The 22,261-nt window shown below is 70.3% G+C and carries 9 protein-coding genes; 5 read left to right on the top strand and 4 right to left on the bottom strand.

Features of this window, described 5'->3' with window-relative positions; genetic code table 11:
* Positions 1-343 precede the first annotated feature (343 nt).
* Positions 344-4,192, top strand: a complete 3,849-nt coding sequence (locus OG599_RS31220) for a GH92 family glycosyl hydrolase (protein ID WP_327179323.1) — start codon at positions 344-346, stop codon at positions 4,190-4,192.
* Between the two features lie 152 nt (positions 4,193-4,344).
* On the opposite strand, the gene OG599_RS31215 is transcribed toward OG599_RS31220, so the two are convergent.
* A complete protein-coding gene (locus OG599_RS31215; RefSeq protein ID WP_327179322.1) occupies positions 4,345-5,847 on the bottom strand; it encodes an MFS transporter in 1,503 nt (500 codons plus the stop codon).
* A gap of 115 nt (positions 5,848-5,962) precedes the next feature.
* Here OG599_RS31215 and OG599_RS31210 point away from each other — a divergent pair, with 115 nt between their 5' ends.
* The gene (locus tag OG599_RS31210) at positions 5,963-6,484 is read left to right on the top strand and encodes a MarR family winged helix-turn-helix transcriptional regulator (protein ID WP_327179321.1); all 522 of its coding nucleotides are present in this window, start codon (positions 5,963-5,965) and stop codon (positions 6,482-6,484) included.
* 220 nt (positions 6,485-6,704) lie between these two features.
* Here the strand turns inward: OG599_RS31210 and OG599_RS31205 are convergent, their stop codons facing one another.
* Positions 6,705-7,712 carry an aminoglycoside phosphotransferase family protein gene (locus tag OG599_RS31205; RefSeq protein WP_327179320.1) on the bottom strand — a complete coding sequence of 336 codons (1,008 nt, stop codon included), beginning with the start codon at positions 7,710-7,712 and terminating at the stop codon, positions 6,705-6,707.
* A 297-nt stretch (positions 7,713-8,009) separates the two neighbouring features.
* Here OG599_RS31205 and OG599_RS31200 point away from each other — a divergent pair, with 297 nt between their 5' ends.
* From OG599_RS31200 to OG599_RS31190, 3 genes are all read left to right on the top strand, one after another.
* Entirely contained in the window at positions 8,010-10,472 is a 2,463-nt protein-coding gene (locus OG599_RS31200; protein ID WP_327179319.1) for a beta-L-arabinofuranosidase domain-containing protein, read from the top strand.
* 96 nt (positions 10,473-10,568) lie between these two features.
* A complete protein-coding gene (locus OG599_RS31195) occupies positions 10,569-12,920 on the top strand; it encodes an AbfB domain-containing protein (RefSeq protein ID WP_327179318.1) in 2,352 nt (783 codons plus the stop codon).
* 234 nt (positions 12,921-13,154) lie between these two features.
* The gene (locus OG599_RS31190; RefSeq protein WP_327179317.1) at positions 13,155-13,892 is read left to right on the top strand and encodes a hypothetical protein; all 738 of its coding nucleotides are present in this window, start codon (positions 13,155-13,157) and stop codon (positions 13,890-13,892) included.
* Between the two features lie 180 nt (positions 13,893-14,072).
* Here the strand turns inward: OG599_RS31190 and OG599_RS31185 are convergent, their stop codons facing one another.
* Together OG599_RS31185 and OG599_RS31180 are read right to left on the bottom strand one after the other, a co-directional pair.
* The gene (locus OG599_RS31185) at positions 14,073-14,486 is read right to left on the bottom strand and encodes a hypothetical protein (RefSeq protein WP_327179316.1); all 414 of its coding nucleotides are present in this window, start codon (positions 14,484-14,486) and stop codon (positions 14,073-14,075) included.
* A gap of 82 nt (positions 14,487-14,568) precedes the next feature.
* Positions 14,569-21,921, bottom strand: coding sequence for a nucleic acid/nucleotide deaminase domain-containing protein (locus OG599_RS31180; protein WP_327179315.1), 7,353 nt, complete (start codon positions 21,919-21,921; stop codon positions 14,569-14,571).
* Positions 21,922-22,261 lie beyond the last annotated feature (340 nt).

Below are 22,261 nucleotides of genomic sequence, written 5' to 3'. Positions count from 1 at the left end.
CGGCCACCCGTCCGGCCCCCCACCCCTCGGCGCCGCCGGGCCGACGGTGCGTCACCGGGCGTCGCACCGACCGCCGTGCGCGCCGCACCCTCCCCGCACAGCACCCCCGGCCGCCGGCCCGAAGCACCGCATCGCCGGGACACCAACCGCTTCGTCCGCGCCCCGCGCCGCGATGCGGCACCGAGGACTCCGCATCGCACGCCGAGTTGTCCTGAATGCCGCCGATTCGACACGCGGCTCTTCTGTAACACCCTTGACACACAGCACCATTTACCTCCCTACTGGTCTCCGCATCCCACTTTGACAACGTTGTCCAACCATCTCCGGGGAGGAATGGCTCGGTATGCAGCCCCCACTTGATCTTCGTTTCCACGCGGGTTCGCGTCGGAGACACGGCGTCGCGGCGCTCGCAGCGGCCCTCGTACTGGCCGGAGCGAGCCCCTCACTCGCCGCCGTGCCGCAGAACGGCTCCCACGGGTCCTCGGGCAACCAGACGTTCAGCTCGTCCTTCGAGGCCGACCAGAAGCAGCCCGACTGGCGCAGCACCGTGGAGACCGGCCCGGACGGCAAGGACCTCTCGCAGGGCGTCGACGGCGGATTCTCCGGCGGCATCGCGGGCAACGTCACCGACCGGGTGACGGATGTTCGCGCCAGCGACGAGAACACGGGCGGCGGCGAGGTCAAGGAGAACCTGGTCGACGTCTCCTCCGCCACCAAGTGGCTGGGCTTCAAGCCCACCGGCTGGGTCGAGTTCGACCTCAGCGAGGCCACGAAGGTCACGACGTACGCGCTGACGTCCGCCAACGACCACGACGAGCGCGACCCCGAGGACTGGGTCCTCAAGGGGTCCGCCGACGGCGAGACGTGGACGACGCTCGACACGCGTACCGGTGAGACCTTCGGCGAGCGCCTCCAGACCCGCTCGTTCGACATCGCCGAGCCGGCCGCGTACCAGCACTTCCGCCTGGAGTTCACCAAGAACCACGGCGCCTCGGACGCGATCCAGCTCGCCGACGTCCAGTTCTCGGACGGCAACACCTCCGCCCCGGTGCCCGACGAGATGCGCACCATCGTGGACAAGGGCCCGTCCGGCTCGCCGACGGCGAAGTCGGGTGCGGGCTTCACCGGCACCAAGGCGCTGCGCTACGCGGGTACCCACAAGGACGAGGGCCGCGCGTACTCGTACAACAAGGTCTTCGACGTCAACACGCCGGTGACCCGGACGACTCAGCTGTCGTACCTGGTGTACCCGCAGATGACGAAGACGGACCTGGCCTACCCGGCCACGCACGTCTCGGTGGACCTCGCCTTCACCGACGGCACCTACCTGAGCAAGCTGGGGGCGACCGACACCAACGGCGGCGCGCTGACCCCGCAGGGCCAGGCGGACGCCAAGCGGCTGTACGTCAACCAGTGGAACAAGGTCGCCTCGGACATCGGCACGGTCGCCGCGGGCAAGACCATCGACCGGATTCTGGTGGCGTACGACTCGAACAGCGGCCCCTCGCAGTTCCAGGGCTGGCTGGACGACATATCGATCGCCCCGAAGGCCCCCGCGAAGCCCAAGGCGCACCTGTCGGACTACGCGCTGACGACCCGCGGCACGAACTCCAGCGGCAGCTTCTCGCGCGGCAACAACATTCCGGCGACCGCTGTGCCGGAAGGCTTCAACTTCTGGACCCCGGTCACCAACGCCGGTTCCACGGACTGGATCTACGACTACGCGCGCGGCAACAACGCGGACAACCTGCCCACCCTCCAGGCGTTCAGCGCCAGCCACGAGCCCAGCCCGTGGATGGGTGACCGGCAGACGTTCCAGCTGATGCCGTCCGTCGCCTCCGGCACCCCGGACGCGTCGCGGACCGCCCGTGCGCTGCCGTTCCGTCACGAGAACGAGACGGCGACGCCGCAGTACTACGGCGTGAAGTTCGAGAACGGCCTCAAGGCCGAGATGACGCCGACCGACCACGCGGCCCGCATGCGGTTCACCTACCCCGGTGACGACGCGAGCATCGTCTTCGACAACGTCAACAACCTGGGCGGGCTGACGCTGGACCCGGCCACCAGCTCCTTCACCGGCTACTCCGACGTGAAGAGCGGCGGCTCCACGGGCGCCACCCGGCTGTTCGTGTACGGCGTCTTCGACTCCAAGGTCACCGCGAGCGGCAAGCTCACGGGCGGCGGCGGCGACAACGTGACCGGGTACTTCCGGTTCGACGCGGGCAAGGACAAGCAGGTCGGGCTCCGTCTGGCCACCTCGCTGATCAGCGTCGACCAGGCGAAGGACAACCTCGCCCAGGAGATCCCGGCGTCGACCTCCTTCGAGCAGGTCCAGAAGAAGGCCCAGCGCGCCTGGGACGACATCCTGGGCAAGGTCGAGGTCGAGGGTGCCACCGAGGACCAGCTGACCACGCTGTACTCCAGCATGTACCGGCTGTACCTGTACCCGAACTCCGGTTTCGAGCAGGTCAAGGGCGTGAGCACCTACGCGAGCCCGTTCGTCTCCAAGACCGGCACGGACACCGCGACGAACACCGGCGCGAAGCTCGTCAAGGGCAAGGTGTACGTCAACAACGGCTTCTGGGACACCTACCGCACCACGTGGCCCGCGTACTCCTTCCTGACGCCGAAGAAGGCCGGCGAGATGGTGGACGGGTTCGTGCAGCAGTACAAGGACGGCGGCTGGATCTCCCGCTGGTCGTCCCCGGGTTACTCGGACCTGATGACCGGTACCAGCTCGGACGTGGCGTTCGCGGACGCGTACGTCAAGGGCGTGGACTTCGACGCGGAAGCGGCGTACGACGCGGCCGTGAAGAACGCCACCGTCGCCCCGCCGTCCTCGGGCGTCGGCCGCAAGGGCATGGAGACCTCGGTCTTCACCGGCTACGCCAACACGTCGACGCACGAGGGTCTCTCCTGGTCGCTGGAGGGCTACCTCAACGACTACGGCATCGGCCAGATGGGCAAGGCGCTCTACGCGAAGACGAAGAACAAGCGCTACAAGGAGGAGTCCGAGTACTTCCTCAACCGCGCGCAGAACTACGTGAAGCTCTTCGACGGCGACGCGGGCTTCTTCCAGGGCAAGAACGCCGACGGCAGCTGGCGCGTGCCGTCCGCGGACTACGACCCGCGCATCTGGGGCAACGACTACACGGAGACCGACGGCTGGGGCTACGCCTTCACCGCGGTCCAGGACACCCGCGGCCTCGCCAACCTGTACGGCGGCCAGGACGGTCTCGCCCAGAAGCTCGACTCGTACTTCTCCACCCCGGAGACCGCGGCCCAGGAGTTCACCGGCTCGTACGGCGGCGTCATCCACGAGATGACCGAGGCGCGTGACGTGCGCATGGGCCAGTACGGCCACAGCAACCAGGTCGCGCACCACGTGACGTACATGTACGACGCCGCGGGTCAGCCGTCCAAGACGCAGGAGAAGGTCCGCGAGGTTCTGGGCCGCCTGTACGGGGGCAGCGAGATCGGCCAGGGTTACCACGGCGACGAGGACAACGGCGAGCAGTCGGGCTGGTTCCTCTTCTCCTCCCTCGGCTTCTACCCGCTGGTCATGGGCAGTGGCGAGTACGCGATCGGTTCGCCGCTCTTCACCAAGGCCACCGTGCACCTGGAGAACGGCCGCACCCTCACGGTGAAGGCCCCGAAGAACAGCACGAAGAACATCTACATCCAGGGCCTGAAGGTCAACGGCAAGAAGTGGACCTCCACGAGCCTGCCGAGCGACCTCCTCGCCAAGGGTGGCGTGCTCGACTTCGACATGGGATCCAAGCCCTCCTCGTGGGGCACCGGCAAGAACGCCGCGCCCGTCTCCCTCACCAAGGACGACAAGGTGCCCGCGCCGAAGCAGGACGTGCTGAAGGGTGACGGCGCGCTGTTCGACGACACCTCCGCCACGTCGGCCGAGGCCACCGGCACGGTCGAACTGCCGGTCGCCAAGGCGACGAAGGCCGCCCAGTACACCCTGACGTCGGCGAAGACCGGCGCGGCCCCGAAGGGCTGGGTGCTCCAGGGCTCCTCGGACGGCAAGACCTGGAAGGACCTCGACAAGCGGTCCGGCCAGACCTTCGCCTACGGGCAGCAGACCCGGGTGTTCTCCGTGACCCGGCCGGGCGACTACCAGCACTACCGCCTGGTGCTCGACTCCACGTCGACCCTCGCCGAGATCGAACTGATCTCCTGAGCAGGGCGGGTCCGTGGGCGGCGGCCCACGGACCCGCGCACCACGGCTTTCAGCGCACGCCGGCGGCCGGCATCCCGAACTCGGGGTGCCGGCCGCCGGTTTTCGCCGTCCGCACGGTGGGAGCGGCACGTTTCACACGCCGAGGCCGCATGTCACACGCCGAGGCGTGGGGCGTCGGCGTTCTCGGCGTGCTCCCCGGGGGCGACGCCGTGCTGCTCGTCCTCGGGGCGGCCCTTCGCGGGCAGCAGGAAGGTGATCGCGAGGAAGGCCGCCAGCAGGCACGCCTGGACGATCAACGCGTGGTGGAAACCGGCGGTGAAGTCGCCGGTCCCGGCCCGGTCGAAGAACACCGACCCGAAGGCCGCGACGCCGACCGAGCCGCCGACCGCCTGGACCGCCGACAGGACGCCGGAAGCGGATCCGATCTCGTCGTCGTCGACCGCGGCGAGGACGAAGCTGAACAGGGCGGCGATCACCATGCCGGCGCCGATGCCCGCCACCGCCACACCGGGGGCGATGTCCCACACGGAGAACGAGGCGGCGTCGAGGCCGTCGAGTTCGAACCACAGCAGCGCCGCTCCGGCGAGTTGGACGACCGGCCCGATCTGCAGCACCTTGCGGCCGATCCTGTCGGCGAGGAACGCGCCGCTGACGGCCCCGCCGATCGCGGTCCCCACCGCGAGCGGCAGGTTGCCGAGTCCCGCTTCGCCGGCGGTGAAGTGCCGGCCGATCTGGAGGTAGAGGGTCAGCACGAGCTGGGTGCCGACCAGCCCGCCGAAGAACAACGCGATGCCGCCGAGTCCGACGGTGAAGGCGGGCTTGCGCAGCAGCCCCGGGGTCACCAGAGGTTCGCGGCCCTCGGCCGCCGCCGCCCGGCGCTGCTCCACGGCGAACAGGGCGAACCCGATCACCGCGGCGGCCATGGACAGCCACGTCCACAGCGGCCAGCCGCTCTCCTGGCCCTGGTTCAGCGGCAGGACGAGCAGGGCGCAGGACACCGCCACCAGGGCCGCGCCCGGCGTGTCGACCCGCACGGAGCGATCGCCCGCCTTCTTCGGTACGAACCTCGCGGCGACGATCAGTGCCGCGATGCCGATGGGCAGGTTGACCAGGAACACCGCCCTCCAGCCCAGGCCGAAGAAGTCGCCCTCGATGAGGAAGCCGCCGAGGACCGGGCCGATGATGCCGCCCAGGCCCAGGACGGGGCCGAAGATCCCGAAGACCTTGGTGAGCTCGGCGCCGGAGAAGTTCTCCCGCAGCAGGCCCAGGCCCTGGGGCAGGAGCATGGCCCCGGCGGCGCCCTGCAGCAGCCGGAAGGTGATCAGCGACTCGATGCTGGGCGCGGCGGCGCACAGCAGCGAGCTCGCGGTGAAGGCGGTCAGGCCGATCAGGAACATCCGGCGCCGGCCGTAACGGTCACCGAGCCGGCCGCCGAGGATCAGCCCGGCGCCCAGGGTGAGGGCGTAGCCGCCGATCACCCACTGCAGGCCGACGGAGCCGGCGCCGAGGGACCTCTCCAGGTCCGGTCCGGCGACGTTGACGATCGAGGCGTCGAGGAGGTCCATGATCTCCGCGACGAGCATCGCCACCAGGATCAGCCATCGCCACCGGTAGGGCTCGGTCGGTCCGTCGGGGGTGGTGGGGGGATTGCCCATGCCAGATACCTCCATGGTGAAGTAATTCCACCGTGAAGGTAAAGTTGGGGGCGGTAGGTTGTCAAAAGCGGCCGCGCGGACCGCACGGGCACGAGGGAAAGGCGGAGGGGCCGACATGGAGGAAGCCGTGAACGACGGCGTCGCGGAGCGGCGCGAGCGGCTGATGGAATCCCTGCGGGCCTACGGCGGCCACTACACCGAACTCGGCCGCCGCTTCGCCGCCCGGCTCGGCCTGCACTCCACCGACGCGACCGCGGTCCTGGAGATCGCCGCCGCCGAGGAGCGCGGCACTCCCCTGTCGCCCGCCCGCCTGAGCGAGCGGATCTCCCTCTCCACGGGAGCCACCACCGCGCTGCTGAACCGTCTCGAAGCGGCGGGGCACATCACCCGCGCCCGCGAGCACTCCGACCGCCGCGTCGTGACCCTGCGCAGCGGCGGGCACATCCAGGAACGCGCGGACGAGTTCTTCGGCCCGCTCGCCGAACGCCTCGACGCCACGATGGCGCAGTACCCGCCCCAGCTCCTGGAACGGTTCGAGGAATTCATGGCCGACCTGAACGCCACCATGGACGCCCACCTCGCACATCAGGACACGCAGACGCCCCGCTCCTCCACCACTCGGCGCCGGACCTCCTGAAAAGGCGCGGTACCGGCCGCAGCGCCAGGGGGCCCCGACGCGCGCCGCCACTGGACCACTCGAAGTGCGGTCTCATCGGTCCGGCGAATTTCCGTGCCATGGCGAAAGGAACTCGAGCGGGCTCAGAGGAATCCGCGAAATCTCGCGCATTCCCACCGCGCCCGGCGCAGCCTGCCGCCTGTCGGCCCGGTCGTTCCCCCCCTCCGTCCTCCGTCCTCCGTCAAAGAGGCGGCTCGGTGAGCAATTCCCGCAACCAACGCGCCCCGTCCGCGTCTCCGAGGCCGCCCGTGCCCTCCGACGCGCCCGGGAAGAGCCGGCCCCAGGAGCAGGCCCGGCCGATCGCTCCGAGCCGCCACGCCAGGCTGACGGATCGTCGCAGCTCAGCGGCGGTGTGGCCGGTTCCCGTCCACGGTTCCAGGTAGGCGTCGCGCAGGCGCGGCAGCGCCTCGGGGCCGTACCGCTCGCGGGCCGTGCGCCCGGGAACGAGGAGGCTGCAGAAGGGGTGCGCAATGGCCGCGTCACCCCAGTCGAAGAAGACGAAGCGGCCCGGTTCCGGCATGAACGACTGGCCGTCGTGCAGGTCGGAATGGTCGAGTGTTCCGGCGATCCCGAAGCTCGCGAGCTCCGCACACCAGTCGACGAGACGGGGACGGAGATCCCGCAACGCGGTGCGGTCGGCCTGCCCCAGAACGGAGTTCTCCGCGGTGATCCTGTCGAAGATCTCCGGAAGGACGGCCACGGTCGAATCCGGAACACCGAGTGATTGCATTTCCTCGGCGAACGGGGTCAATTCCCGCTGAGCCTCGGCGTATTGCCGCAGCATGGCTTCCCACTCCGGCAAACCCGCGGCGCCGCGTTCCAGTTCGTCGCGGAAGAGGGGACCACCGTCCGGCAGGAGCGACCACCCCCGCTCGGCGTCGACGGCGATCGGCTCCAGCACACGCCCGGGGATCCGGCGCGACAGGGCTTCTGTCAGCCCCGCTTCGAAGGCACCCGCGGGCGGGGAAGCCTTGAAGAACACGGCGCCGTGTCCCTCGACGGGAATCCGCACCAGGACGGACCACGGCCGCAGCCGCACCGATCGCCCACCCGCATCGCGCAGGCCGTGCGCCGCGAGCGCAGCCTCCACCCATGCCAGGGCGGACTGCCGCCACGTACCGCTCTCCCAGGGCGTCACCGCGTCCCGGTACCGCCCCCGGTCCACGTCCGCCGTCTCGTCGCGCCTCATCGCCCCATCCCATCACCGTGCCTGCCGTCGCCTCCATCCGTTTTCCGCCGGACCGGGCGGCACCCCGCCCCGGACACCGCACCCCGGCACCACGCGCCGGCCCCGCACCAACCGCTGCGCGATCTCTGGACACCGGCTTGACGGCGTGCTGTCATACCGCCGACATCACTTTTCCAACGTTGCATAGAAGTTGTCGCACCACCGCACCGGAACGCGGCAGCCTTCTTCGCCATGCGCCCACGTCGTCGCACCAGGGCGCGGATCGAGGCTGCCGCAGAGCAGAAGTGGAGCTTCCACATGCCCCTGAACCGTCGGCACTTCATGACCAGCGCCCTGGTCACCGCCGCTTCGACCGCCGCCATGGGCCGCTGGGCCACCACCGCGACCGCGGCGGGTCACGCGGCGCCGGTGGCGCGGGGCGGCCATTACGCCCCGAACGCCGCCCCGCTGCACCCGACCGCGTTCCTGAAGCTGCCGCCCGGCCAGGTCAAGGCACGGGGCTGGCTCGCCGGCCAGCTCCAACTCCAGCTGGACGGCCTCTGCGGGCGTTACGAGGAGTTCTCGCACTTCCTCGACTTCGACACGTCCGGCTGGGTGCACACCGATCAGGGCGGCTGGGAGGAAGTCCCGTACTGGCTGCGGGGATACACCGACCTGGCGATCGTCACCGGCGACGCGAAGGCGCTCGCCGCGACCCGGCGCTGGATCGACGCGATCCTCACCACGCAGCAGTCGGACGGGTTCTTCGGTCCCAAGGCGCTGCGTACCTCGCTCAACGGCGGCCCGGACTTCTGGCCCTTCCTCCCGCTGGTCCAGGCGCTGCGCTCCTGGCAGGAGTACAGCGGCGACACCCGGGTGATCCCCTTCCTCAGCCGGTTCTTCCGGTACATGAACGCCCAGGGCCCGGGCGCCTTCAACACCAGCTGGATCGCGCTGCGTTGGGGTGACGGGCTGGACAGCGTCTTCTGGCTGTTCAACCGGACCGGCGACACCTTCCTGCTCGACCTCGCCGACAAGATCCACCAGAACGGCGCCGACTGGGGCGACAACCTGGTCAACCCGCACAACGTCAACATCGCGCAGGGCTTCCGCGAGCCGGCCCAGTACGCCCTGCGCAGCGGCTCGGCGCAGGACACCAAGGACACGTACGGTACGTACGCCAAGGCGATGGGCCAGTACGGGCAGTTCCCCGGCGGCGGCATCGCCGGCGACGAGAACGCCCGCGCCGGGCACGGCGATCCCCGGCAGGGGTTCGAGACCTGCGGCATCGTGGAGTTCATGGCGAGCCACCAGCTGCTCACCCGGATCACGGGCGACCCGCTGTGGGCGGACCGTTGCGAGGACCTGGCGTTCAACTCGCTGCCCGCCTCGCTCGACCCCTCGGGCAGGGCGATCCACTACATCACCAGCGCCAACAGCGTCGACCTGGACAACGAGCCCAAGCGGGACCGGCAGTTCCAGAACGGCTTCGCGATGCAGGCGTACCTCCCGGGCGTGGACCAGTACCGCTGCTGCCCGCACAACTACGGCATGGGCTGGCCGTACTTCCTGGAGGAGCTCTGGCTCGCCACGCCCGACGGCGGTCTGGCGGCGGCGATGTACGCGGCCAGCGAGGTGACGGCGACGGTCGCGGACGGCACCCGGGTCACGATCACCGAGGAGACCGACTACCCCTTCACGGACACGGTCACGCTCACCCTCAAAACCCCGAAGCAGCTCAGGTTCCCGCTGGTGCTGCGCGTCCCGGCCTGGTGCACCGCGCCGGAGATCAGGGTCAACGGGCAGCGCGTCACCGCCCCCGCCGGTCCGGCCTTCACCCGCGTCGACCGCACCTGGAAGAACGGCGACAAGGTCACGCTCCGCTTCCCGCAGCAGACCACCGTACGCACCTGGGCGGAGAACCACGGTTCGGTGAGCATCGACCGCGGACCGCTCACGTACTCGCTCCGGATCGGCGAGAGTTACGAACGCATCGGCGGCACCGACCAGTTCCCGGAGTACGCGGTGCACGCGACCACCCCGTGGAACTACGGGCTGGTGCTGGACGGCGCGCTGCCCCAGGCCACCGCGGCCCCGCGCGCCCGTGCGCGTGAGCGGTCCGCCCGGCTGGCGGCCGGCTCGAACCCCTTCACCCTGGAGGGCACCCCGCTCACGCTGACCGCGCGCGCCCGCCGCATCCCCGAGTGGAGCGCGGACGACGAGCACGTGGTGGCGCCGCTCCAGCAGAGCCCGGCGCGCAGCACCGAGCCCATCGAGCAGGTCACCCTCGTCCCGATGGGAGCGGCACGGCTGCGGATCACGTCCTTCCCGACGGCCGCGCCGGAGGCGGCTCCCTGGCTGGCGGACCGGTGGTACCGGATCGCCAACAAGAACTCGGGCAAGGTGCTCGGCGTCGACGGGATGTCGACCGCGAACAGCGCCCACGTGGTGCAGTTCGGCGACACCGGCACCGACGACCACCTGTGGCGGCTGGTCGCCAACGGCGACGGCTGGTACCGCATCCGCAACCAGCACTCCGGCAAGGTGCTCGGCGTCGACCTGATGTCCACGGCCGACAGCGCGCACGTCGTCCAGTTCGACGACAGCGACACCGACGACCACCTCTGGCAGCTCGTGCCGAACGGCGGAGGCTGGTACCGCATCCGCAACCGGCACTCGGACAAGGTGCTCGGCGTGGATCTGATGTCCCTCGCCGACAGCGCCCATGTCGTGCAGTACGACGACAACGGCACCGACGACCACCTCTGGCAGCTGCTCTGACCAGCAGCACCGCCGGATCTCCCCTGCACCACTCCGCGCACCACTCCGCGCGCCGGTCCCGGCGCGCGGAGCCCCCCACGTGAAGGAGGTCTCAGGATGAAGTCCGCACCCGCACCGCGCCACAGAACCTGGTGGAGACGGCTGACGGCGGGCACCGGCCTGCTGGCTCTGGTGGCCGGCGCCCTGGTCGGGGCCGGTACGGCTCCGGCCGCCGCGGCGGCCACCGCCTGGTCGCCGAAGACGGCGCCGATGACGACGCCGTGGACCGGCCAGGTCCCGGTCGACCAGCCGCTGCCCGAGTACCCGCGCCCGCAGCTCACCCGCCCGGACTGGGCCAACCTCAACGGCATCTGGGACTTCGCGGTCACCGGTAGGGACGCCGGCCAGCCCGCGTCGTTCACCGAGCAGATCCGGGTGCCGTTCGTGGCGGAGTCCGCGCTCTCCGGCATCCAGCGCAAGATCACCGAGAACGACAAGCTCTGGTACAAGAGGACGTTCACCGTTCCGTCGAACTGGAGCGGCCGACGGGTGCAGCTCAACTTCGGCGCCTCCGACTGGCAGACCACGGTCTGGGTCAACGGCACCCAGGTGGGCGCGCACAAGGGCGGGTACGACGGGTTCTCGTACGACATCACCCCGCAGCTGAACGGCGGGACGAACACCGTGGTGGTGTCGGTCTACGACCCGACGCAGACCGGCGGCCAGGCCGTCGGCAAGCAGCGGATCAACGACGTGGCCCCGCACTCGGGCGGCGGGATCTTCTACACCGCCGCCTCGGGCATCTGGCAGACCGTCTGGCTGGAGCCGGTGGCCGCCGCGCACGTCACCCGGCTGGACATGACCCCGAACCTGGGTGACGGCACCCTGCGGGTCAAGGTGCAGGCGGCCGGCGCCTCGGGCCGCAGCGCCCGGGTGACCGTCTCCACCGGCGGTACGACGGTGGGCACGGCGACGGGCACGGTGGGCGCGGAGATCTCCGTGCCGGTGCCGAACGCGCACCTGTGGACCCCCGAGGACCCGTTCCTGTACGACGTGAAGACGGAGCTGCTCGACGGGACGGCGGTCACCGACACGGTGGGCGGCTACACCGGCATGAGGTCCATCGCCATCGCCAAGGTGGGCAACATCCTGCGCCCGGTCCTCAACGGGAAGTTCGTCTTCCAGACCGGCACGCTGGACCAGGGCTACTGGCCGGACGGCATCTACACCGCGCCGACCGACGCGGCGCTCAAGTCCGACCTCCAGGCGCACAAGGACCTGGGGTTCAACATGGTCCGCAAGCACATCAAGGTCGAGCCGCAGCGCTGGTTCTACTGGGCGGACAAGCTCGGACTCCTCGTCTGGCAGGACATGCCCGCGATGGACACCGGCAAGTCGCCGGACAGCGCGGCCCGCACCCAGTGGGAGGCGGAGTACCACGCGATCATCGACCAGCACCGCAGTTCGCCGTCGCTGGTGATGTGGGTGAACGAGAACGAGGGCTGGGGCCAGTACGACCAGGCCAGGATCGCCAACGACGTCAAGGCGTACGACCCGTCCCGGCTGGTCGACAACATGAGCGGGGTCAACTGCTGCGGCGCGGTGGACGGCGGGAACGGTGACGTCGTCGACAACCACAACTACGTCGGCCCCGGCAACACCGCGTCCTCCTCGACACGGGCCGCCGTCCTCGGCGAGTTCGGCGGGCTGGGCTACAAGGTCGCGGGCCACGAGTGGTACCCGGGCGGCGGCTTCAGCTACGAGGACCAGGCGAGCCTGTCGGCGCTCAACAACCGGTTCGTGGGGCTGATCGACAGCATCCGGGTCGGTCAGATGCCGGCGGGTCTGTCGGCCTCGGTCTACACGGAGATCACCGACGTGGAGAACGAGGCGAACGGCCTCCTCACCTACGACCGCCAGGTGGTGAAGGTGGACACCGCGCGGGTGAAGGCCGCCAACCAGGCCCTCGTCGCGGCCTCGAAGGCGGCGACGACCGCGGTGACACTGCCCACGGGTCAGTACAAGTCACTGCGGGTCACCACCCCCGGCTACACCACGAAGTACCTGCGCCATTCGGAAGGGCTCGCGTACACGGAGGTCGTCGACGCCAACAGCTCCGCGCTGCTGAAGAGCGACGCCACGTGGAAGGTGGTCGCCGGTCTGGCGAACGGCAACTGCTACTCCTTCGAGTCCCGCAACTACCCCGGCGAGTACCTCCGGCACGCGAACTTCCGGGTCCGCCGGGACGCGAGCGACGGTTCGGCGCTCTTCAAGGCGGACGCCACCTGGTGCGCGGTCGCGGGGTCCGGCGGGGTGCGTCTGACCAGCGCCAACCTGCCCGGCAGCTTCATGCGCCACATCAACTCCGAGGTGTGGCTGGCCACTCCGGGCGGCACCAACGCCTGGGACAACGCGGCCTCCTTCACCGAGGACACCACGTGGTCGGTGGACGCGCCCTGGGCGCCGTGAGTCGAGTGGACAGCGGGAGGTCCCGGTCGTCGGGGCCGTCCGTCGTTCGGTGGCCGGTCCGTCGGAATGCTTCCGGCGGGCCGGCCACCGGCGTGTCCGGGGCCCGGCTTCCGTGGCCGGCCGGCTCGGGTCGGCCCGGCTCCGACCCCGAATTGTTACCAGACGCAAGATCATCCGTCGGTAGGATCGTTCTTCGTCCTTGCTCAGGAACTGACTCATTTCCAGGAGACATTGGTGTTCATCGGTAGAATTCTTCCGGCCGCAATCGTCCTGCCTGTCCTCGTGCTGGCTTCTGCCTGCAGTGCGGACACGCACGAAAAGGCCGCGGAGAAGAAGCCCGCGGCCACCGGCAAGGAGTCACCGAGCAAGCAGGACGAGGCCGCCGAAAAGGCCGCCGAGAACGCCAAGAAGATAGGCGCCGTCCCGCCTGCCGAACTGGAAAAGGCGGCCCTTTCCGGAAAGACCGCCGGATATGAGATGAAGAAGGTCTCCGAGGCGGAGGTCTCGGCCGGGCTGGACATGAAGGCCGACCAGAAGGAGTGCCAGCCCCTGGCCAGTCTGGCGGGCGGTACCACCAGCATCGAGCCGGTGAGTCTCGTGCACCGCTCGCTGGCACCCACCGACGCGGAGAACGCGACCGTCGGGTCCATGTGGCTGGCCTCGCACTCCGAGAAGAACGCGAAGCAGGTCATGAACGACCTGCGCACCGCGTTGAAGGAATGCCCGAAGGGTTTCAAGACACTCGGCCTGGCCTACAAGGCCGTCAAGCGGCTCGGTGACCCGGACCTCGGGGACGAGGCGGTCAGTTACGACATCACCACCGTCGTCTCCGACCAGTCGGTTCCCACGACCTACACGGTGGTGCGCGACGGTGGAGTGGTCGCCGCCTTCTACGGGGTCAACATGCTGGACACGAAGAAGGCCGCCGTCCCGGAGAATCTGGTCGCGGCGCAGTTGAAATCGCTCGGCTGAGAAGCGTTCGGACAGACCGGGTCGCGGAATCGGCGGGCTGACGCGACCGGTCCGCGCGTACGGGGGTCCCGCTCCTCTCCGCGCGGACCGCCGTCCGGAGTGCCGGTGGAGCGGTATGCCTGCCTCCTTATCTCTGCGGCAACCGCTGCGAGACCAGCTGCCCCTTCCCGAAGGGGGCGGTCATCCTGCAATACGGATCAGATAGGGACTCATGTCGTCATCTGCATCGCGGGCTTGGAAGCCCGCAGATCCGAGAAGAGCTATCAGCGTCGCGTGCATGTGCTCGGTCACGAAGCTGAAGTGACGGAATGCCGGCGACTGCATCTCACCCTTCTGGGCACTCTCCACTGCGGCTTGACTGAGGGACGAATCGATGAGCCACTGAACGAAGACCCCTCCCCTCGAGTCGTCTGTCGCATCCACCCAGAGCAGCGCACCCAACACGTCGGAGGGCTGATTGACGTCCCGATGTACCGCAAACCCGGCCATCGTCAACGCCTCGGCTGCCCTGTCGGCCAGATCGTTCCGTTCGGCGATTTCCGTCTCGCTCGCTTTTTTGATTTCTGACATTATTACCTGCTGCCATTTCGCCATGAGGTCAGGAGAAGGGGTGGGCATCCCATCGGGTCACCCACCCCTCTTACATCCTACGGGGCTATCCGGTCGAGCTTGTAAGCTATCCCTGGGCCTGGATCATCTTCGCCAGAATTGCCTCGAATGCGCTGTTCATCGTTCCGTCCGATCCCCACTGCACGGACCAAGTGATCTCTGCGCCATCGTCGAGGAGATTCTCCAGATTCGGTCCGCACACAGGGCACGGCTGCCGTTCGCTGTAGAGTTCGGTGATCTCCTTCGGTGAGACTTCCTTTTTGGCAAGCTGCTCCAGGATGTCGTCCTCCGCATGGAAACCGCCCCCCTTACTGAAGCCGATGACGAGATCGCCGAACTTCGGGTCATTCCAGCCCGGCACCCTCGCGACAGCAACATTTCTCTTGCCGAAGGCACCGAAACCGGCCTCGATTCTGGCCCTGTAGGCCATGCGGGAGAGGTCGGTGCTGTTGTACGCGATCAGACCGAGGCAGGAGTACTCGGGAACCGGACTCCCGATGATGCCCATCGGAGCGACAGTCGCGACCCGCGACTGCGACGCGAAGGAACCGACCCGGGACACCTTCCGGCAGGAGGCGTAGAACTTCTCCGCCATCTTCCCGGCGATTCCGCCGATAGCGGCTTCGGAAAGGCTGAGAGCTCTCAGCGCCCTCCATGCCTCGGTGAAGCCGATTCCGGTCCTGGCGGCGGCGTCCATCGCCGTCACCGCGGCTTTGCCCGCCTTGAAGAGGGCGCCGACGACGAACATGCCCACGACCCAGGCGCAGTCGCCCCAGCTGCCGCCCTCCATGAACGGATTGATCAGCTTGGCGCAGCCGATGAAGTCGCCGAGCAGGATGTCGATGGGGTCGATGCCCGAGTTGAACTCGACCATCGTCAGTGTCTGCGACATCCGCTCGGTGCGGGCGTCCGAGACCTCAGGACCGAGGTAGACCGTGTCCGCCTGCGGGCAGCTGCCCGAGTAGGAGCCCGACTCGGCCAGGCACATGAACACGTCGGAGTGCGACTTGTAGGTGAGGTCGGCCGTGATGGTGCAGTCGCCGATGTGGATGATCGGGTTGCAGTTGTCCTTGTCGACGTTCTTGGGGTCGCCGATGTACTCGACGTGGTCGAGGACTTCCCACACCCCACCGATCCCGGTGGTGGCACCCTGCGTGATGTGTTCGGTGTTGTCGGCCTTCTCGGTGCGGTCGGCGGCCTGCTGGGCCTCGTTCGCGGCGTCCCACGCCCCTTCGGACGCCTTCTCGGCCGCCGTCGCGTCGGTCTCCGCCTGGGTGGCGGTGTCGCGGGCGCTGGCCGCGTCCTCCTCGGCCTTGGTGGCCGTGGCACGGGCCGAAGCGGCGTCGTGCTCCGCCTCGGTGGCCGCGGCATCGGCCGCTGCCGCGTCCGTGGCGGCGTCGTTCGAGGCCGTCCAGGCCCTCACCACGTCCGCGCCCGCCGACTGGACGTAGCCGTCGGCGCGGTTCGCCGACGCCTCGGCGAGCTTCGCGTCCTTCGCGGCCTGGGTGGCCGAGGCCTGGGCCCGCTGGTAAGCCTTGGCGGCGCGGGCCGCGTCGGATGCCGCTGCCGCGGATGCCTCGGCCGCGAGCTTCATGTCGCCCGCGGCCTGGGCGGCGAGGGCCTTCGCCTCCGCGGAGTACCCCTGGGCTAGGTCGGCGGTGGCGGTCGCTGCCGCCGCCTGCTGCTGGGAAACCGTCAGGGACTGCTGGCCGGTGAGTGTCGCGAACGCAGCCGAACTGTCGGTCTCCTGGTACGGCGTGCCGAGTGTGATCGCCTCGTTCGCCGGCTTGATCACCGCTGCCGCGGAGTCCCGCGCCGCGAGTGACGACTGCACGGCCGCGAGCGCCTTGCCCGCGGTGACCGCAGCCCATGACGCCGTCTGCAGCGCCTCACTGCGCGCGGCGGTCGCTTCCTCCTTGGCCTTCTTGGCCGCGGCGGAAGCCTTCTCCGACTGTTCCTTGGCGCCCTTGGCGTCGAGCGCCGCCGCCTCGGAAGCGTCGATCGCCTCGGCCGCGGCGGCGTGGGCCGCGGCGGCGGAACCGACCGCCACCAGGTACGAGGCCCAGGTGTCGTCGGACGCCGCCTTGGCGCGCGCTGCCGCGCCCTGCGCCTTGGTGGCGGCCTCGCGGGCGTTGGTGGCGGCGGTCGTCGCCGCGTTCGCCGCAGCACGCGCGCTGGTGGCCGCCGCCGTCGCCGTGTCGGCGGCAGCCCGCGCGTCGGTGGCGGCGGCACGAGCGGCCTCGGCCGCGTCCGTACCGTCCACAGCCGCGGCGTGCGCCTCCAGGGCCGCCGCCTTCGCGCTCAGCGAGTCCCGTCGCTGCTCGGCCTCGAGAGCTTTGCCACGGGCGGCGACCGCGTCGCGCTCCGCCTGCTCGGCATCACCCCTGCGGGCCGACGCCGTGCTTCCCGCCGCCTCGGCCGAAGCCCGGGCGTCACTGGCGATCCGGCCCTGCTCGGCCGCCTCCGCCTCGGATGCGGAGGCCTTGTCCCGCTCGCTCTCCGCGGTGGCCCGGTAGGCCGCGGCGTTGGCGCGCTCCAGTTCTGCCACGGCGCGCGACGCCTGGGCGTCGGCCGCGGCCTGTCGTGCGTCCTCCTCCTCCGCCAGGGCGGTTTCCTTGGCCTTCTTGGCGGTCGCGGCGTTCGCCGCGGCCGAGGCCGCGTAGGCATCGGCGCTGTCCGCCGCCGCCTTCGCCTGGGCGGCGGCCTCCTGCGCGGCGACCCGCCGGAACTCGGTGTTCAGAGCGTGTGCCTCGGTCTGCGCCAGCGCGAGCAGCGCCGACGAGGTCTCGGCGGTGGCGTTGACGGCCTGGAGCGTGGTCTCCGTCGCCTTCGCGGCGGCCTCGGCGGCCGCGCCGGACGCGCGGGCGACCTGGACCGACTGCTGGGCGTACATCAGGGCTCGGCCGCGCGGGACTTCGGCCGCGTCGGCTATCGCCCAGGCGTCCTCCTGCGCGTCGACGGCCTTCTGGGCGGCGGTCTTCGCGGTGGCGGAGTGCGCCTTCGCGGAGGTCACCAGTGCGGCGACCTTGCCACGGGCGGTGGCGAGATCGGCGTTGGCCTTGTCGAACATCGCCTGCTTGGGCTTGAACAGGTCGTCCGGGTCGTTCTCCAGCGTGTCGTGCCAGACGCGCTGCCAGGTGAGGATCTGCTCGGCGCGCCACGCCTGGCCGATGGCTTCGACCATGTCATCGGTGGCCTCACGTGTGGCGGCCGACGCGTCGGCCTCCGCCTGCGTGATCAGGGTGCGGGGCGCGGCCTGGGCGGCGTACTCCGCCTCCCACTCGGTGTACGCCTGCGCGGTCACCGCGGAGAGCTTGTTCCGCGGGTCGGTGGGTTCCGCGCTGTCACAGGTGGCCCAGGACTGCTTGAGGTTCTCCACCTCTTCGCGGAACTCCGGGCTGTCCTTGGCCGGGGCCTCGGTCAGGAAGCCGCCGTGCCGGAGGTAGGACGCGATGTCGCTGCCGGTGGTACCGCCCGCGTAGCGGGTGTTGGCCACATCGCTGTCGCGCAGCATGACATCGGCGGTGAAGTCGTACCAGGAGTCCTTGCCGCGGTTGTCCTCGGTGATCTCCTCGGCGCGCGCGACGGACTCCGCGCCGGCGTTGCTGTGCCCGTCCCAGCCGAGACGGCCGGAGATCTTCTCCTGGGTGAAGAGGGTGAACTGCAGGACCTCTTCGTCGAAGGCCGGTACGTGCCATTCCATGTCGTCGCTGAAGAACGCCGACTCGGCGTACGGCTTGTTGGCCTTCTCCAGCACGTTCGACCGGGCCGCCAGCGCGTCCCGGTAGTCGAACGCGGCCTGCACGTCACGGGTACGTGCCTGGCCCAGCGGTCCGAAGCCGATCCATCCGATGTCACCGACGGCCGCGCGCAGTTCGGCGTTGTCGCCGGCGAGCGCCGAGACGGCCTCGGCCTTCATCTCGGGTCCGCCCGCGTGCAGCGCCACTCCGGCGATGCACCGGTCCAGGCGCGGGGTGCTGCGGGTCGTACCGATCAGCTCGGTGAGTTCGGTCAGCTTGCGCTGGGCGTCGTCGGCGTCGGTGAAGACCTGCTGGATGCCGGTGCTCACCTGTTCGATCGCCGCCGCGAGCGCGGGGATCCGGCCGACGACGACGGCGGACGAGGCGATGTCCACCAGGTCCCAAAGGCAGCTCTCGACGCCGCTGTAGCTCAGGCACTCTTTGACCTCGGCCACGCCGAGGTCGTCCAGAAGGGTCTGCCCGCCGTGGGCCGCGACCCAGTCGAGGACGTGGACGGAGACGGCGGCGTACGCGTCGCGGTAGTCGTCGACGCAGCTCTGGCCGCACTTGGCCAGCAGGATGGCTTCCTGCTGCTCACCCAGCTCGGCCCACGAGGAGGGACCGCCCGGGATCGGGTAGTCGCCTTCCTCCATGGCCTGCTGGTGCTGCTGCTCGTTCTCCTCCCGCTGCTCCTTCTCCGCCTGGTCGGCGGCCTCCTCGGCGGCAGTGCTGTCGCCGTCGGCGTCCGAGGCGCGGTCCTCCGCCTCCTGGGCGTCCTTGTCAGCCTTGTCGGCCTGCGCCTTGGCCTCCGCGGCGGCCTGGGCCGCCCGGTCCTCGGCCTCGGCGGCCTTCAGGGCATCGCGTTCGGCGTCCGTGGCCTCGCGGTCGGCGTCGGCTGCGACGGTGTCGGTGGCGTCGGCCGTCTGCTGGGCGCTGAGCGCGTCGTTGCCCGCCTGCTGCGCGTAGCCGGAGGCCGTGTCGGCCGCCTTCTTGGCGCCTGCCCGGGACGCGGCCGCGTCCTGGGCCGACTCCTGAGCCGCTGCCGCGGCGGCGATGGCGCGCACCGAGTCGCCGGCCGCCTGTGCCGCAGCCTCGGCCGCGACCTTGACGTCGCCCTGCGCCTGATCGGCGAGTTGCTGTGCGTCCTCGGCCGCCTGCTCCGCCTCGGTGGCCTTGGCCTCGGCCGCGGCCGCCTGCTGCTCGGCCATCGTCTTGGACTTCTGGCCGGTCAGGACGGCGAACGCGGCGGCGCTGTCGGTCTCCTGGTACGGCATGCCGAGCGCGATGGCGTCGGCCGATGCGGCCACCGCCTTGGTCGCGCTGTCCCGGGCGGCGAGTGCGGCCTGCCCTGCGGCGTAGGCCCGGCCCGCGGTGACCGCGGCCGAGTCGACGGCCTGGGCGGCCTCGATCCCCGCCGAGGCAGCCTCGTCGCCGGCCCGCTTGGCCAGGGCGGATGCCTGGTCCGACGCGGTGGCGGCGTTCTGGGCCCGCAGTGCGGCGTCCCCGGCGGCGTCGAGTGCCTTGGCGGCCTCGGCCCGGGCGGTCGCCGCGGCGCCGGTCGACGCGAGGTACGCCGACCACGCGGCGTCCGCGTCGGCCTGGGCCCGTCCGGCGGCGCCCTCGGCCTTCGTCGCGGCGGACCGCGCGGAGACCGCTGCGGCGGTCGCGTCGTCCGCCGCGGTGTGGGCGGCGGTGGCGGCGGTGACCGCTGCCGCGGCCGCTTGGCGCGCCTGGTCGGCGGCCGTGCGGGTCTCCCCGGCCGCTGCCGTGCCTGCGGCAGCCGAGGCGGCGGCCTCCAGAGCGGCGGCACGGGCGGCGGTGGCCTGCTGCTTCTGCTGGGCCGCGGCCGCCTTCTCGCGTGCGGCCTGGGCGGCCCGGGCCTTCGCGTCGGCAGCCTCGCGCTTGGTAGCGGCGTCGCTCGCGGCGGTCTTGGCGTTCGCCTTCGCCGTACCGGCCGCCGTCTGCTGGGTCGCGGCCCTGGTCTCGGCCTCGGCGGCGGTGGTCCGCTGCTGGGCGGCCTCGGCGCGGGAGGCGACGGCGGTGGCGTACTCCAGCTCGGCGGAGGCACGCTGGGCCTGGGCGACGGAAGCCTTCTGACGGGCCGTCTCCTGCTTGCCCTTCGCGGCGGCCTCGGCCGTACCGGCGTCCTTCGCGCTGTCGGCCGCGGCCTTGGCGTTGGTCTCCGCGCTGTCGGCGGCGGCCTTGGCCTGAGCGGCCGCCTCCTGCGCGGCGATCCGGCGGAACTCGGTGTTGAGCGCGTGCGTCTCGGTCTGCGCCTTCGCCGTCAGCGTGCGACTGGTGCCGACGGTGGCCTCGGTGGCGTCGCGGGCCGTCTCGGTGGCCTTGGCGGCCGCCTCGGCCGCGGCCGCCGACGCGCGGGCGACCTGCACGGACTGCTGGGCGTACATCAGACCCCGGCCGCGCGGCACGTTCGCCGTGTCGGCGAGGGCCCACGCCTCCTGCTGCGCGGTCGTGGCGTTCGTGGCGGCCGTCTTCGCGGCCGCGGCGTGGCTGTTGGCCGAGGTCGCGAGTGCGTCAGCCTTCGCCCGGGCGTCGGCGAGGTCGGCCTCGGCCTGCTCGTACAGCTCGGGTCCGGGCTTGAAGAGGGAGTCGGGGTCGTTGGCGAGTTCTTCCGCCACGACCTTCTGCCAGGTGAGGATCTGGTCGGCGCGCCAGGCCTGCTGGATGGCCTGGATCATGTCGTCGGTGGCTTCGCGGGTCTCGTTCGCCGCGTCGGTCTCCGCCTGAATGATCGTGTCGCGCTGGGCCGCCTGCCCGGCGTACTCCAGCTCCCATTCGGTCATGGCGGTCATGACCGGGCCGTTGAGCACGCGGTCGAAGTCGAGCGGGTTCTGCCAGTTGCAGCCCGCCCATGCCTGCTTCAGGTCCTCGACCACGACCCGGTACTCGGCCGAGTCCTCCGCCGGGGCCTTCGTCGGCAGGCCACCGAGCTTCAGGTAGGACGCGACGTCGCTGGCGGTGGTGCCGCCCGAGTAACGCGTCTCGTAGACGTCGCCGTCGTCGAAGGCGTCGTCGGCGATCCAGTCGTTGTCGATGTCCTGGCCGCGGTTCTCCTCCGTGATCTCACGGGCCCGGGCGACCGCTTCGGGGCTGGCGTTGGTGTGGCCGTCCCAGCCGAGCTGCCAGGCGAGCTGCTCCTGGGTGAAGAGGGTGAACTGGAGCACCTCGGAGTCGAACTCCGGTATGTGCCAGTCCATCTCCTCGCTGTAGAAGGCGTTGGAGGCGTACGGATCGTTGCCGTCCTCCAGCGCCGAGGACCGGGCGCGCAGGTCGTCGCGGTAGGCGAGTCCGGCTGTCCGGTCCTCGTCGCCGGCGAGACCGAGCGGGTAGAAGCCGATCCAGCCGACGTCCCCGACGGTGGCGCGCAGTTGCTCGGCGCTGCCCGAGAGGCCTTCGACCGCCTTGGCCTTCATCTTCGGCCCACCGGCGTGCAGCGCCACTCCGGCAAGACAGCGGTCCTGCCGCACGGTGTCGCCGATGGTGTTGCGGTAGAGGCCGGTGTCCTCCTCGTCCGCCGCACCGGCGGCGGAGGCCGGTACCGCGCTGATCAGCCCGGCGAGTACGGCCACCGCGGAGATCAGGGCCGTCCCGGCCGTGGCTCTGTTCAGGGCCTGTCTTGTGCGACGCCGGCGTCTGCCGACGTCTCGTACCCATGACATGCGTGTTCCGCCCAACTCCTGGAAGGAGGCAGAGCCAGCTCATGAGCATGACAAGGTCGACGCGGGCGCACACCGCCGGCATGCGGACGGCATCACGCCGGCGCTCCCCCTCTCCCCCCAGGAAACGGGCAACTGCCGTTCTGTAGAGGACGCGCGACCGTGGCCGCGGCAATGCCCGGCCCGCAGGGACGCGCCCCGCAGACACTCTCACGCGCGGACCGATCATGGGAAGGTCAAATGATCTTCTCGTTTCACCCAAGATGCACCCAGTCGGCAACAAAAAGATCACCAATTTCTCATGATCGTTGCATCCCGTCGGCAAGAAGCGTCCACTGGCGAT

The organism is Streptomyces sp. NBC_01335, assembly GCF_035953295.1.
In the GTDB taxonomy this organism is placed as follows: Bacteria; Actinomycetota; Actinomycetes; order Streptomycetales; family Streptomycetaceae; genus Streptomyces.
This window is presented reverse-complemented; position numbering and strand designations above follow the sequence as displayed.

What these genes read in the sequence shown, in the direction of transcription:
- OG599_RS31215 (WP_327179322.1), bottom strand. Translation starts at nt 5,847, where the DNA reads ATGGGCAATCCCCCCACCACCCCCGACGGACCGACCGAGCCCTACCGG.
- OG599_RS31180 (WP_327179315.1), bottom strand. Translation starts at nt 21,921, where the DNA reads ATGTCATGGGTACGAGACGTCGGCAGACGCCGGCGTCGCACAAGACAG.
- OG599_RS31220 (WP_327179323.1), top strand. Translation starts at nt 344, where the DNA reads ATGCAGCCCCCACTTGATCTTCGTTTCCACGCGGGTTCGCGTCGGAGA.
- OG599_RS31200 (WP_327179319.1), top strand. Translation starts at nt 8,010, where the DNA reads ATGCCCCTGAACCGTCGGCACTTCATGACCAGCGCCCTGGTCACCGCC.
- OG599_RS31205 (WP_327179320.1), bottom strand. Translation starts at nt 7,712, where the DNA reads ATGAGGCGCGACGAGACGGCGGACGTGGACCGGGGGCGGTACCGGGAC.
- OG599_RS31210 (WP_327179321.1), top strand. Translation starts at nt 5,963, where the DNA reads ATGGAGGAAGCCGTGAACGACGGCGTCGCGGAGCGGCGCGAGCGGCTG.
- OG599_RS31195 (WP_327179318.1), top strand. Translation starts at nt 10,569, where the DNA reads ATGAAGTCCGCACCCGCACCGCGCCACAGAACCTGGTGGAGACGGCTG.
- OG599_RS31185 (WP_327179316.1), bottom strand. Translation starts at nt 14,486, where the DNA reads ATGGCGAAATGGCAGCAGGTAATAATGTCAGAAATCAAAAAAGCGAGC.